The following is a 13,162-nucleotide window of genomic DNA, read 5'->3' as shown; positions in this document are numbered from 1 at the left end:
AGGAGCGGTTCGTCGGTCGGTCAATGCACTGATCCGCAGTCACATTTGTTAACATTCCGGCCCCGAAACGCCCCTTCACGTAGCAGAATTCACCATAAAATCGGAAGCAGCAACGACTTATTCACACGACTACTCCATTTCGCACCCTTCCGCCGGCTAACAAACGCTAACATTCTGCGACCCACGGCCGTATTCCGTTCGTGGACGCCCTCCTCCTCATCAGGAGAAGATCGCGTGCGGCCGAGTATTGGCACCCCATTATACGCACACCAAGTGAACAAAAGAACAAAATCAAGCAGATTCGGAACTCATGTCGGCGCGCGATCAACCGGAGTGAAGCAAGCACTCGTCCGAAGCAAGCACCCGTATTTTGCATTTTCCGCGTATGAGGTCGGCGAGTTTTTGGCTCAGTATGGTGACGGGTTCAGGTTACTCGATCCGAGCGTCCCAATGCCCCCGCGCTTCCTTCGGCTCCTCAGCGCCGCGGCTCCTTCCGGAGACGTTACCTCCGATGCGGAGTTGCTGCGCAAGTACGTCGCGAGTGGCGACGCGGATGCGTTCGAGTTACTGGTTCGACGCCACGCCGATACGGTGTGGAATGCGTGTTTGCGCGTGTTGGGGAACGAGGCGGACGCGGCCGATGCGTTCCAGGCTACGTTCCTGATACTCACGCGGCGCGCGGCAACGGTGCGCGGAACGTGTGCGGGCGGGTGGCTGCACCGCGTCGCTGCAAATACGGCTCGGCGGTTACGAACCCGGCGCCGACCGACAGTAGAAGCCAACTTCGATGAAACGATCGCTCCCGGCCCCGTGCTCGGCGAGCGCCTGGAGCGAGATGAGTTCGCAGCGGCCGTCCACGAGGAACTCGCTCAGTTCCCGGAGCGCTACCGGCTACCCGTGGTTCTGTGCGATCTCGAAGGTCACACGCACTCCGAGGCCGCGAAAGTATTGGGCTGGCCCGTCGGGAGCGTGTCGGGACGGCTCAGTCGCGCGCATGCCATGCTTCGTGCCCGACTCGCGCGACGCGGATTCGTCGCTCCCGTGCTTTTTGTGGCGTGCGCCGTTCCGTCGCGAATCGTTCAAGCCGCAATCGGGATCGGGACCGGCGCGATCGCCGCACCCACGCTCGTTTCTCACCTCACCGAAGGAGTGCTCCTGAGTATGCACGCCGCAAAAATGAAAGTTGCGACCCTTCTCGCAGTTGGATTCCTCGGAGCCGTCGGTCTCGGAGTCGTGTTTGCTGCCGAGCGCCCGAACGCGCCGGCCGTCGCTGTTGCACCGGAGCAGGACGACGATAAACCCGAACCCGATCCAAAGACAACTCGCGATCCGAAATGGGTCGAAGGTTCCACTCCCAGTGCGTATCCGGGGATTCCGGCAATCACCAGTCAGTTCCTCACGGACTTCGAGCAGAAACATGTCGAACCGATTTTTGTCGGTGACACCCCACTGCGAAAACTACTCAAAATGAAGTCAAAGAGAACATTACAAAAACTAACGGACGCCACGAACTATGTCGAAAACACAAAATCGCCAGATATAAGAACGAATCCAAATGCATTTTTTGGCTTTCGCGAGAATCTGTCTCGAAATTGCGGCGCCCTGTCGCGTTTAATGACAGAGGCTCAAGCGATTGCCTTTGAAATTTACCCCACGGCCGAATTGCGGCGCCCGTGGCTCGTTTTGAAAGTGGCTGTTAGAAAGCGGGTCGAATTGCTACACATAGAAAACCCTTCCATCTTCGTCGCTGACGAAGGACGATCCGCCCGCATCGACACCGAAATCGAACTTGCCCGACACGATCAAAAGAAGTGAGATCACTGAGCAAACGCCGCCGACTCACACAGGCCGTTCGCCAAGAAGGGTGGCGGCCGCAATTGCGGCCGTTTCTACGCGCAGAATCCGCGTGCCCAAGCTCAACACCAGCCAACCGTTCTCACGAGCGCGGTCCACTTCGGCTGGCGTGAATCCCCCCTCCGGGCCGACCGCAATCGTTCCGCCACGCGAACCCACGTGTACGAGGCCGGGGCCTGTGTGGAGCACTACCCGCGGACCGGGGAGGTCCGTGCGGGCAACGAAGTCGTCCCACTTTTGCGGCGGGTCGATGAGCATGAGCCGATTGCGCCCGCACTGTTTACTCGCTTCGACCACCGCGCGCTCGAACTTCTCCACGACCGACGCCTTCGGTTGAACGACGGCGCGGGTAGTCAGGAGCGGAACGAATCGCGTGGCACCGAGTTCCGTCAATTTCTCGATCAGGAAATCAGCGCGATCACTCTTGGGTAGCGCGGACGCGACCACGAGCGGGAAGCCGAGTTCACGGTCCGCAACGACCGGCGCAAGAACCGAGAGGACGACCGTTTTCTTTCCGGCGCTGAGAACCTGCGCGGGGTACTCGTGGCCGTCGCCGTTGAACAAAACGACCTCATCACCCTCCGCGAACCGGCGGACGGCAGAGAGGTGATGTGCTTCGGGACCGGTCAAAACGTATTCGCCCGGTCCCAGTAGATCGGGCGTGAAAAAGCGGTCGGCCACGGGCGACTCAGATCTGCTCGACGTGGAGCGTGACGTGGACGTCCTCCGTCACGTTTACGAAGTCTTGGTATGCGTCCTTCGGGTCGCGCCCGAGCGCCGGTTGTGGTGGGTCCACCATGATCGGTTCCCAGAACGTGGCGTAGGATTCGGCGGCCATCGGTTCACGGTTGTCGAGATTCACGAGCTGCCTCCCAAAGAAGGAGAGTGTGTGCCCGGCTTGACGATTCGGTCAGCAGTAGCGTGCGAGTGGAACCGAATCGGGAGCGAGTGTAAAACCGAGCGACGGCGAAATGGGGCAATTGGTAGAAACTACCCGATCGCTACACGTCGGTCAAGCATAGATCCCAACAAACCCGGACCTGTGTTCGCGCGTCACCAAAAGCGCTGAGTCTGATCTCTGTGTTGAATTGGCGCGTGGCTTTTGGTTTGGTGGCACAGGCCTCTGGCCTGTGAAACCACTCACAGGCCAGAGGCCTGCGCCACGGACAAAACACAAGCTTTCAACGCAGCATCCGGCCCCGGAACTCAAAAACGCGCGGGGCCAAGTGCGTCCCGCGCGTTAATGTTCAGTAACGGTTGCCGTTTCGTTACACTTCTTCCGGCGCGCCGGTCCCGCCGAGTCGGTGCCAGCCGTCGCTGCGCCACTCGAATACGACCTCGTCGCGTCCGCGCCAGGCCACGCAGTACGCACCGGAAATGTTCGCCACGGACCAGCCGAGTCGACGCAACAGTTCCCAGTTGGGGTTGGTGTGTTCTTTTTGAGCCAGTGGGGATAGTGGTTGCATGGTGTGGTCTCCGAAATCGGTTCGCGGTGGGCGCTAGCGAACCGAGTTGTTCAAACTTAGAACGAAAACGGACCTCGTCCTTGCGTCACTAAAGGAATGATCCGCGAGAGCGCCCGATCCGGCCCGGAATTCGGTATCAGAACCCAAACGTCCTGCCGAGCCGAACGCGACACGAGAATCCCAAACGTCCGCCCCGAGGTACTACAGGAGTAACTCGCCGATTCCTTCACACATCGTCCAATATCGGCCGAGTTCGCGAATCGGGTTCAACAGTTCTTTATTGCGGCAACAACGCGGGCGCCCGGGCGGGGGCGCATCCGGCGGTTAGCGCAAGAGCGGTGTGTTTGTCAGGATCGGTGCCCCCGTTACACCCATGAGGGCGGCCGGGGCCGGGAGTTGCGGAGCGGGGGCCGCGTTGTTCGGGAAGAACTGCTCTTTCGCGGTGCCGCCCGAAACTGGAGGCGCGTCCTTTTCACCCTTCCCGCCGAACAAATCGGTGGGGAACGTGGGGAGCGGTTCGCCGGCTAGTTCGGTCCTCTGTCGAATAGTACCGCGTGTGAACGGCCCGGCGCCAAAGAACCAGGTGTCTTTTATCTGGCTCGTCGCTTCCACGGTGCCCGATTGCCACACCGCCCGCCCCGTAATTCGGTTGTAAGCGAACACCCCGATCTTCGCGACGCCGCGCTGGTCGTTCTTCTTCGCCAGCGCGATTTCGGGAATGCTCGTCGGCAGCCCCGGGACGACGGACGGGAGCGACACCGCGGGCGTGCCGACCATCACGCTGTGCCGGTCCGTACCGAGCGCGCCCGCGCGCAGTTCAACAACGTACACCGCACGCGGGCGCTCTTCCTGGAGTAGGGCGCCGTGGGCGAGGAGTTGCTGGCGCACGAGGCTGATGACGTACCCCTTGTCGACCACGTCTTTTTCGAGCGAAGTGGTGTCGAGGAACACCGGCTGGCCGCTGAGCGGCGTGAAGTCGATCTTCGCCACGGCCATATCCACCGCCTGCGAAACGAGGAGCATCTCGGTCGCGGCGCGGGGGCTGTCGGTCATTTTGGTCGTTCCGCACCCGGCGATTAGCACGATTAACAGGAGCCAGGACGCTCGTCGAACGGTGATCTGTGGTCGTGTCAAGTAACGGTCCCCGAGGAGCAGCGGGGCCGCACTATAACGCGGCACTCGGACGGTTCAAGACCACCAATGAGAGTGGCAGCAGGTCACTTGTTTTCCCCGGGACCGCGGGCATCTTGCCCGCTCTTCTGATGTTGGTAGCGAAGAGCGGGCAAGATGCCCGCGGTCCCGGGGAAAACAGCCGCACACCGCCCCCGCGCCGTGTAAACTGTCGGAGCCTGCCATTTCCTCACCCCAACGAGAGCTGCCAATGTCACAAGCCACTCGCCGTTCGTTCCTTCGGGCGTCCGCTGCGGGCGGAACGTTCCTCGCGCTCCCCGCACTCACGTACCGGTCCGCGCTCCTGGCCGACGACAAGCCGAGCGAAGTCGTCCGCGTCGCGTGTGTCGGCGTGGGCAACCAGGGCACGGGAAACATGAAGGCGATTCGGAAGAACGTCGTTGCGGTGTGCGACGTGGATAAGGGGCACCTCGCGTCTGCGGCGAAGGAACTGGAAAAGAGCAACACGAAGGTCGCGACGTTCGACGATTACCGCAAGATCCTGGAGAGCAAGGACATCGACGCGGTGCTGTGTACCACGCCGGACCACTGGCACGCGCTCGTCACCATTGATTCGTGCAAAGCGGGCAAGGACGTGTACTGCGAAAAGCCACTGACTCTCGTGGTGGCCGAGGGGCGCGCGATGGTGAAGGCCGCACGCGACAACAAGCGGATCGTGCAGACCGGCAGCCAACAGCGCTCCGGGAAGGAGTTCCGGCAAGCGTGCGAGCTGGTGCGAAACAACGCGCTCGGCAAGGTGAAAGAGGTGAAGGTCGGGTTACCGGGGCCGAACTGGGTAGACCGCGCGAAGAAGCCGGTTCCGGACGGATTCGCGCCCGCCGCACTCGACTACGACCGCTGGCTCGGGCCGGCGCCGGAGCGCCCGTTCAACGCGAACCGCGTGCATTACCTGTTCCGGTTCTTCTGGGACTATTCGGGCGGCCAGCAGACGAACTTCGGCGCCCACGACCTCGATATCACGCAGTGGGCGCTCGGGATGGACGATAGCGGACCGACCACGATCGAGGGCACTGCAACCTTCAACGCGGACAAGTGGTTCGAGACCCCGGAAACGGCAAAGCAAACATTCACTTACGCGAACGGCGTTCGGGTTCACTGCACGCTCGGTAAAGGCGGGAACCCCGGTGGCGTGACGTTCGAGTGCGAGAAGGGGACGATCTACGTGAAGCGCGGGTCGCTCACCGTGACGATGAACGGGGAGAAGGTCGAGAAGCCCTACGAACTGCCGACCGGCGACACGAAACTGTACGTGAGCGCGAACCACCACCAGAACTGGCTCGACTGCATCAAGAGCCGCAAGTTGCCGATCTGCGACGTGGAGATCGGCCACCGCAGCGCGACCGTGTGCCACCTGGGAAACATCGCGATCCGCACCGGGCGGAAGATCACCTGGGACGCGAAGGCGGAAACGATCGTCGGCGACAAGGACGCTGCGGCGATGCTCACGAAAGAGTACCGCAAGCCGTGGGCGCTGAGCTGATTTGGGGCGAGAGCACCAAATGGGTGCGGCGCCTGTTTATTCCCAGGGTGCGGGTCGCGGATTGATCCCAGGGTGCGCTCGCTGCGCGATCGACCCTGGGCTGAGGAATCTAACCCCGTTGGGGTACAAGCCTTGGTTGCGCAAATGCGCCGATAATTGGAAATGCCCCTGCCCTTGCGGGCGAATATGTCCACGTGCGATTGATCCCCGCATGTGTGGTGGGCCTACCCTGAAGGGGTTGCATAACCCAGCCCAGGGTCGATCGCACAGCGAGCGCACCCTGGGAACAAACAGGCGCCCACCGGAACAACCGGGCGCCCCCTGGGAAACCCGCAACCTGGAGCCACAGGCGCCGATTGACCAGTTCCGGCCCGCCCGGTACGATCAACTTTGCGAATACCGTTCATTTTCTTGATTCCATCGCGGACCCGATGTTCACAAAGCGGATCATTCCTTGCCTCGACGTGGATCGCGGGCGCGTGGTGAAGGGGACGAATTTCGTCGGCCTGCGTGACGCGGGCGACCCAGTCGAGGTCGCCCGACGGTACGACGAGCAGGGCGCGGACGAGCTCGTGTTCCTCGACATTTCGGCGAGCCACGAGGGGCGCGCGATCATGCTGGACATGGTCCGCCGCGTGGCGGAACAGATCTTCATGCCGTTCACCGTCGGCGGCGGGATCCGGACCATCGAAGACGCGACGCAGCTCATCCAGGCGGGCGCGGAGAAGGTCAGCCTGAACTCCGCCGCGGTGAAGACCCCCGAACTCATCGCCGAGGTGAGCCGCAAGTTCGGCACCTGTGCGACCGTCGTGAACATCGACCCCAAGCGCCGGCCGCGGCCCGACGGTTCGGGCGATATGTTCTTCGAGGTCCACATTAACGGCGGGCGCGTGCCGACCGGCCTGGACGCGGTCGAGTGGGCGCGGCGCGTGGTCGAACTCGGCGCCGGCGAGATCGTGCTCACCTCAATGGACGCGGACGGCACGAAGAACGGGTACGACCTCCCGATGCTCGAAGCCGTGAGCCGGGCCGTGAACGTGCCGGTGGTGGCGAGTGGCGGCGCCGGGCACCCGGAGCACATGCGGCTCGCGTTCGACGCCGGCGCGGACGCGGCGCTGGCCGCCAGCATCTTCCACTACAACGAGCACTCGATCCCCGACACGAAGGCGTACCTCGCGGCGCGGGGCGTGCCGGTGCGGATCGCCCGCGCCTGATCGCGCGAAATGCCCGGCGGCGAGCGCCGTCTCACTCATGCCCTTCTCATTTGCAGGTCCAAGGAGCTCCCTTCGATGCCCCCACCCGCTTCGCCTCCGCCCCCTCCGGCGCCCTACGTTCCCATCCCGATCAATTCCCCGGAACCGGGCCTGAAGGTCGCCGCGACCGTGGCCGGTGAACCGCAAATTAATCAGTTGTTCCGCACGGTGATGCTGCACAAAGGGTCCGACCTTCACCTGAAGGCCGGGCTGCCCGGGATGATGCGGCTCCGCGGCGTGATTCAGAAGATGAACACGCCCGTGCTCACGCAGGAAACGCTCGAAAAACTCATCTACCCGATCTTGCGTGAGAAGGACAAGAAGGTTCTCGAAGACACCGGCGGGGCCGACTTCGCGCACGTCATCGGGAACGACGAGGCGCGCTACCGCGTGAACCTGCTGAAGCAGCGCGGGCGGTTCGCGATGGTCGCGCGGCTCGTGAACCAGAGCATCCCGACGTTCGAGAAACTCGGGCTGCCGGCCACGATCGAAAAGCTATGCCACTTCGAGCAGGGCATGGTGCTGCTCGCGGGCGTGACCGGGTCCGGTAAATCGACCACGATCGCGTCGATGCTGGACTACATGAACGCGAACGAAGCGCTTCACATCCTCACGATCGAGGACCCGATCGAGTTCGTGTTCACGGACAAGATGTCGATCGTGAACCAGCGCGAGGTGTTCCTGGACGTGTGCGACTGGCACACCGCACTGAAGCACGCGGTCCGCGAAGACCCGGACGTGATCCTCGTGGGCGAAATGCGCGACTCGGAGACGTTCGAGGCGGCGGTCCACGCGGCGGAAACGGGTCACGTCGTGTTCGGGACGATCCACGCCTCGAACGCCTATAGCACGGTGGACCGCATCCTCGGGCTGTTCCCGCCGAGCCAACACGGGGCGGTGCGCCAGTCACTCGTGTTCAACCTGCGGGCGGTGGTGGCGCAGAAGCTGGTGCCGTCGTGCATCCCGGGCGTGCAGCGGGTGCCGACGAACGAGATCATGATCGTGAACCCGAGTATCCGCGACATCATCCTGAAGGCGCAGGACGCGAAGCTCCTGGACGCGATTCGCGCGTTCTACAACGAAGGCATGATGGACTTCAACAAGAACCTCGAGGATCTGTGCCTCGGCGGGCGCATCGACAAGGCGACCGCACTGGAGTTCTCGCCCAACCCGGAGCAGCTCCGCATGGCTCTCAAGGGCATCAAGGTTGCAGCGAGCGGCCTGGTGTAGTTCTTTCGTTAATCGGCAACTCGAAGTCCGCGACGGACGCGCCGTCGCGGATTCCTCACCGTTCCGAAATGTTTATTACGCTAAACGTAGCGGCACCCGGCCCTTTGAACGCGGCTCCAGCCGATTGAAGGCACCGGTTTGCGGCGTCGGTAACGGATTTCCCTTCGGGCGGTGTACCGACAATCCGGGTGGCATTCTGACCGTCGACACGGAACAGTGTCACGACGTCCAATTCGCGGTAGGCGGCAACTTCTCCGAAGGTTCTATCCCCACGCACCTTGACCGTTTGCAAGTCGGTAGGTGTAGGCTTCGGACCCGTCTGCTGGAACGCCTTAAACAGATCCTCGTGAGAGATGCCGAGTTCTCTACACTTCTTTCTGTCGATATCTAACGAAACCACTTTCGCGGGCAGTGGGTCTTTGTGCGGCGCGACAATGGCCCCTTCTGTAGCGAGGTGCTCCCGAACGGTCTCGGATGCCGCGTCCAATGCAGCCCAGTCCGCACTGGTCTTGTCTACGACCGCGAGAACAACTTGCTTCGGCCCGTCGGCCAACCGGCCGACCGTGACTGAAATGCCTTCCCGCTTAATCAGCTGAGGTAGCTCTATCTGATCCACGCGATTCTGGACAAGCTCTCTGGCAGCGGTCACGTCGGTACCGGGTCCGAAATAAAGCCGGGCGACGCACCGGCCGGAGTTATTCGATTCGGATTCGAGTCGCACCACTCCTTCGACACCCTGCAAAAAATGCTCAAAGAGCATGACTATCGTATAAATGACCACAGGCGCGTTTGCACCAGGGTAAACCGCGGTTACCTCAATGACCGCGCCCACGGCCGGGGGCGGGGGCGACTGTCGGCAGCCGACAAAACCGGTCACGGAGAACAACAGGCACAGTGCGGTAAAGCCGCTAAGCCTCGCCGCACGGTAACCGGACCTGCACTCGTTGCGCGGGCTTTCGCTCACAGGCCTACCTCATTGCGCCAAGCGATGCGTATTCTGGCCCACGGGCTCGGGGCCGCGGCAAAACTCACTTCGCGAGATTGTAGCAGAGCAACTCCTTATAGTTATGCACAGACCCGCACTCGTTTGCAAACCTGGAGTGCGTGCGCATTGCCTTTCGTGCAGCGCGCGCCAACGGTCAATCGGGGACACAGACGGCCGGTCGATTCTCGCCCGGCCGTCTGCACAACATACTCTAGCTACTTCTTCTCCTCGAACTCGCCTTCGAGGTGCGACGCGAGCATTTCGACCTTTTCGCCCTTCACTTCGGCGATGGTGGCGGTACCGTTCTTGGCGCCCCACTTGAAGGTGAACTCGGTACCGACCGGTAACTTCTCAGCGATCGCTTTCTTGGCTTCGGCCTTGCCCTCGAATCCTGTAATCTTGGCTTTCACCAGCCCGTCTTTGATTGTGTACTCGCACAGGATCAGGATGAGATCGTCCTTTCCGTGTGGGGAGATCTTCAGGTCCGTTTTCTCGAACGTGACCCGCAACTCGCCGTCCTTTTTGCCCCACGCGCCGGAGAGCGTCTCGGGCTTATCGTCCTTCTTTTCCTCGGTGGTCGCCGCGAAGAATTCGCCGTGAATGAGCCGCATAAAGAACTGGTGCAGTTCCTTGTGGGCGTTTGCGGGCGGTTTCGGCGGGACCGCTTCGCTTTGTTTCTGCGTCGATGTACCCGCGACTGATGCTGACGTCTTCTTGGGAGCGTGTGCGGCGTGGAGGTGCTGAATCACCGGGGGCGTGACCAGCCCGCCAATAACAATCAGACCGCACGCGAGCAGCGCGAACTTGAGTGACTTGTACGCCATGACGGTCGAGACTCCTGTGGTAAGGGCCGCGACCGACGGAGGGACGGTCGCTGAGCGGGTCGCTGTGGTGACAGCGCGATCGAGCAACCGAACCGGCACCGCGCCCGTTGCGTGTGGTGCCAGTACCGAGGGGAGCGTACCGGCCGTCAGCGCGACGCCGCGCCGCGTGAGCCGCCGGGCCAAAAGCAGCCGCGCCCGACTGAGGCGCGTGCCGAGTGTCTTCGGCGGGCAGCCCACTTCTACGGCAGCCTGTTGGGTCGTCAGACCCAGCAGGTCGCACAATACGATCGGCGCGCGGTACTTGTCCGGCAGCGCGCCGAGTTCGCCGTCCAGAACGTCTTTGAGATCGTCCACGGGAACCGGCAGTACAGCGGACGGGTGGAGCGCTGCGGCCGTGTACTCTTTCGCGTCGCGCCGAGTGCGCGATCCGCGTGCTTTTCGTGCGACGTTGTGGGCCACCCCATACAACCAGTTCCCGATCGCGCCCGCGCGCTGGAGCGTGCCCGCGTCGCGTGCGAAGACGAGGAACGTGGCCTGGAACGCATCTTCGGCATCCTGTTCGTGCCGCAACACGCGCCGACACACGCCGAACACCATGAACCCGTACCGTCGCACGAGCGCAGCAAACGCGCCCTCGTCGCGGCTCTCGACGAACCGCGCGACCAGCTCCGCGTCGGAGAGGTGGGCGAGTTCGTCGGCGTGGAGGGTTCGACCCAGTTGGTGGAGCGAAGCGGACAGAGATCGCGTCGCGGTCATGTTGGTCCCCGGTTGCAACCCGCGAAATGTACTGCCCCGGCGCGCCGCGATTCCTTCAAGAATTTGAAGAATCGGGAGAGCGAGATCAAAATCAGCCGAGTTCTTAAAATCCCTTTCAACCGGCACTGCGTCTTGGCAGTCGGCGCAGGAAATCAGCACCGGGGCACTATTCGTGAGAACAACCCGCTCGTTTTTGTTGTCGGCGCGAGCACTTTTGTAGTGAGGCACGGATGGCGTTCTTTTTCGCGACCGCGGACGACCTGTTGTCGGTCCTGCTAAGTGTTGAAGCCCGGCACTCGATCGTGTACACGCCTTTTGAACACATCTGCGAGCCGAGGGCCGACCACTTTCTTACCGCCCGGGATCTGCCCACCCTCTTCCGACCGCAGCCGTTCGAGTCCGCCGGGAGCGGCCCCGGATACCTCGTGACGGAAGTCGGCACGGACGTTGTGCTCCGACCATTGCCCCGTTACGAAGGCAAAGACCGGTGGTCCGTCGACCAACTCACCAACCCGGACAGCACGGTTCTCCGGCACGGCGGGTTGTACGGTGACAACGTCCTACTCCAGGGCGAGGTCCGAACAGCGCACAAAACTCGAATTGCCGCGCGCCTACAACGTGCCTTCGACGCCGCGCTTCGGAAGCAGTTCATCCAGATTAGGGCGTTTTTCGTGGGGCCGGGTGCAGAAGTGCTCTTGGACTCGGGCTTCAGGCTGACCACAGCCCAACAGTGCCCACCGGAATACGATCTTCGTCGCTGAGAGCAAAACCACCACGAGAGCAATCTCGATTTGCCTCAGCGCCCTGTGGTAACGCCGCACTCCCAACTTTGGCGAGCGCGGCGCAGACGATTCATCTAAACCGAAGGCTCACTTCTTTTCGCCCTGCGCGGTTTCCTTGAGCAGTTCCTCGACGGCGTGCTCCAGCTCTTTCTCCCGGATGTTCTTGTGGCGGATCACGCCCTTCGCGTCGAGCACGTAGATGGTCGGGAAGAACTTCACCTGGTACTTGCTGATCAGAGCCCCGTTCTCCCCCGCGTGCCAGTGGGTCCACGGCATTTCGGTCTTTTCCAGGAACTTGGTCAGCGTCTCCTTCTTCTCATCGGCACTCACGCTGATGAGCGCGAACGGCTTGCCGTCCAGCTTCTTCACCATGTCGCGCTCGTGCGGGATCATGGCCCGGCACGGCCCGCACCACGTGGCCCAAATGTCCAGCACCACCACCTTGCCGCGGTAGTCGCTCACCTTCGCCTTCTTGTCACTGTCCAGCACCGGGCAGTCCACGTCGCCGAGCACCTTGCCCACGGTCAGGTGGTCGAGCATGTACACCACATCGTTCGCCGCGTCGGACAGCTTCGTCGGCCCCTGCGGACCGCGCACGCTCGCGTCCCCGTACTCCTTCACCAGCGTGTCCAACTTCTTCCGCGCCTCGGCGAACCCCTTCGCCAGCTCGTCCGGCTTCGCCTTGCCGTTCGAGTCCAACCTGTCGATCTCGTTGGTGATCTGGATGAACTGCACCCCGCCGCGAACGTCCTTGTTCTTCGATTCGGCCAACTTCGCGAGCAGAGCTTTTCCGTCCGGGCGGAACGCGAGCATCGGCACCAGGTCGAGGATCTTCACGTCGTCCACGAATGTGTCCACCGCGAACTTCAGCGCCTCGGTGTCGGTGGTGTCGTCCCGGGTGGCCAGCGCCAGTGCGCGCATGACGAACGCCGCCTTCGGGTTCGCTTTGGCTAGGTCCAGGGCTTCCCGGGCCAGCTTCTCGTGCTTCGGCTGGAACGCGTCGTTGAACTTCTTGCGCTCGTCGTCCGTCTTGGCCGCCTGCATGTTCTTCTGGAACTGGATCACCGTTTCCGAGTAGCGCTTCATCAGGTCGTTGAACTTCTGGTCCGGGGTTTCCGCCCCGTCGCCCTTCTTCTCCGCCTTCTTCGTGTCCTCGCCCTTCTTGACGTCGTCGGCGACGACCGCCCACGTGACCGCCGCCAGGAGCAGTGCCGAAAGGGTGAATCGCATGGTGACCACCGTTCGAGATGTGTGACCGTCCCGACCACGTCGGCTAGGACCGGTGCTGGGCAATATACGGAGCGGGCGCCGTGGGGCGGCCCATTATCGCGCAAATATGTG

Annotated in this window: 12 protein-coding genes; 5 read left to right on the top strand and 7 right to left on the bottom strand. The window is 62.3% G+C overall.

What is annotated here, in order from left to right; genetic code table 11:
• Positions 1-450: 450 nt before the first annotated feature.
• Positions 451-1,815, top strand: coding sequence for an RNA polymerase sigma factor (locus VT84_RS10345; protein ID WP_052559859.1), 1,365 nt, complete (start codon positions 451-453; stop codon positions 1,813-1,815).
• 24 nt (positions 1,816-1,839) lie between these two features.
• Here the strand turns inward: VT84_RS10345 and VT84_RS10340 are convergent, their stop codons facing one another.
• The 4 genes from VT84_RS10340 to VT84_RS10330 all read right to left on the bottom strand — a co-directional run bounded on the left by VT84_RS10340 (position 1,840) and on the right by VT84_RS10330 (position 4,454).
• On the bottom strand, positions 1,840-2,535 hold the full coding sequence (locus VT84_RS10340; RefSeq protein ID WP_052559860.1) for an RsmE family RNA methyltransferase: 696 nt from the start codon (positions 2,533-2,535) through the stop codon (positions 1,840-1,842).
• A 7-nt stretch (positions 2,536-2,542) separates the two neighbouring features.
• A complete protein-coding gene (locus VT84_RS38355) occupies positions 2,543-2,716 on the bottom strand; it encodes a hypothetical protein (RefSeq protein ID WP_157469399.1) in 174 nt (57 codons plus the stop codon).
• A 406-nt stretch (positions 2,717-3,122) separates the two neighbouring features.
• Positions 3,123-3,320 carry a hypothetical protein gene (locus VT84_RS10335; protein ID WP_052559861.1) on the bottom strand — a complete coding sequence of 66 codons (198 nt, stop codon included), beginning with the start codon at positions 3,318-3,320 and terminating at the stop codon, positions 3,123-3,125.
• Between the two features lie 324 nt (positions 3,321-3,644).
• The gene (locus VT84_RS10330) at positions 3,645-4,454 is read right to left on the bottom strand and encodes a DUF6655 family protein (RefSeq protein WP_157469397.1); all 810 of its coding nucleotides are present in this window, start codon (positions 4,452-4,454) and stop codon (positions 3,645-3,647) included.
• Between the two features lie 247 nt (positions 4,455-4,701).
• On the opposite strand from VT84_RS10330, the gene VT84_RS10325 reads away from it, so the two are divergent.
• The 3 genes from VT84_RS10325 to VT84_RS10315 all read left to right on the top strand — a co-directional run bounded on the left by VT84_RS10325 (position 4,702) and on the right by VT84_RS10315 (position 8,474).
• Positions 4,702-5,991 carry a Gfo/Idh/MocA family protein gene (locus VT84_RS10325; RefSeq protein ID WP_204249739.1) on the top strand — a complete coding sequence of 430 codons (1,290 nt, stop codon included), beginning with the start codon at positions 4,702-4,704 and terminating at the stop codon, positions 5,989-5,991.
• Positions 5,992-6,422: 431 nt separating this feature from the next.
• A complete protein-coding gene (gene hisF / locus VT84_RS10320) occupies positions 6,423-7,205 on the top strand; it encodes an imidazole glycerol phosphate synthase subunit HisF (protein WP_082843258.1) in 783 nt (260 codons plus the stop codon).
• Between the two features lie 75 nt (positions 7,206-7,280).
• Positions 7,281-8,474 carry a type IV pilus twitching motility protein PilT gene (locus VT84_RS10315; RefSeq protein WP_204249738.1) on the top strand — a complete coding sequence of 398 codons (1,194 nt, stop codon included), beginning with the start codon at positions 7,281-7,283 and terminating at the stop codon, positions 8,472-8,474.
• Positions 8,475-8,529: 55 nt separating this feature from the next.
• Here VT84_RS10315 and VT84_RS10310 read toward each other — a convergent pair whose 3' ends face one another.
• Together VT84_RS10310 and VT84_RS10305 are read right to left on the bottom strand one after the other, a co-directional pair.
• A complete protein-coding gene (locus tag VT84_RS10310) occupies positions 8,530-9,438 on the bottom strand; it encodes an efflux RND transporter permease subunit (RefSeq protein WP_082839469.1) in 909 nt (302 codons plus the stop codon).
• A 236-nt stretch (positions 9,439-9,674) separates the two neighbouring features.
• The gene (locus tag VT84_RS10305; RefSeq protein ID WP_157469395.1) at positions 9,675-11,039 is read right to left on the bottom strand and encodes an RNA polymerase sigma factor; all 1,365 of its coding nucleotides are present in this window, start codon (positions 11,037-11,039) and stop codon (positions 9,675-9,677) included.
• A 230-nt stretch (positions 11,040-11,269) separates the two neighbouring features.
• On the opposite strand from VT84_RS10305, the gene VT84_RS10300 reads away from it, so the two are divergent.
• Positions 11,270-11,800, top strand: a complete 531-nt coding sequence (locus VT84_RS10300; RefSeq protein WP_052559865.1) for a hypothetical protein — start codon at positions 11,270-11,272, stop codon at positions 11,798-11,800.
• Between the two features lie 108 nt (positions 11,801-11,908).
• Here the strand turns inward: VT84_RS10300 and VT84_RS10295 are convergent, their stop codons facing one another.
• Positions 11,909-13,051, bottom strand: a complete 1,143-nt coding sequence (locus tag VT84_RS10295; protein WP_082839467.1) for a redoxin domain-containing protein — start codon at positions 13,049-13,051, stop codon at positions 11,909-11,911.
• Between the last annotated feature and the right edge of the window lie 111 nt (positions 13,052-13,162).

It is taken from the genome of Gemmata sp. SH-PL17 (genome assembly GCF_001610855.1).
Classification (GTDB): domain Bacteria; phylum Planctomycetota; class Planctomycetia; order Gemmatales; family Gemmataceae; genus Gemmata; species Gemmata massiliana.
Note: the sequence above shows the minus strand (reverse complement) of the source record. Positions and strands in the feature narration are given on the sequence as shown.

Excerpts from the sequence above, each read along its gene's own strand:
- hisF (WP_082843258.1), top strand. The coding sequence starts at position 6,423 with ATGTTCACAAAGCGGATCATTCCTTGCCTCGACGTGGATCGCGGGCGC.
- VT84_RS10345 (WP_052559859.1), top strand. The coding sequence starts at position 451 with ATGCCCCCGCGCTTCCTTCGGCTCCTCAGCGCCGCGGCTCCTTCCGGA.
- VT84_RS10335 (WP_052559861.1), bottom strand. The coding sequence starts at position 3,320 with ATGCAACCACTATCCCCACTGGCTCAAAAAGAACACACCAACCCCAAC.
- VT84_RS10315 (WP_204249738.1), top strand. The coding sequence starts at position 7,281 with ATGCCCCCACCCGCTTCGCCTCCGCCCCCTCCGGCGCCCTACGTTCCC.
- VT84_RS10305 (WP_157469395.1), bottom strand. The coding sequence starts at position 11,039 with ATGACCGCGACGCGATCTCTGTCCGCTTCGCTCCACCAACTGGGTCGA.
- VT84_RS10325 (WP_204249739.1), top strand. The coding sequence starts at position 4,702 with ATGTCACAAGCCACTCGCCGTTCGTTCCTTCGGGCGTCCGCTGCGGGC.
- VT84_RS10300 (WP_052559865.1), top strand. The coding sequence starts at position 11,270 with ATGGCGTTCTTTTTCGCGACCGCGGACGACCTGTTGTCGGTCCTGCTA.
- VT84_RS10295 (WP_082839467.1), bottom strand. The coding sequence starts at position 13,051 with ATGCGATTCACCCTTTCGGCACTGCTCCTGGCGGCGGTCACGTGGGCG.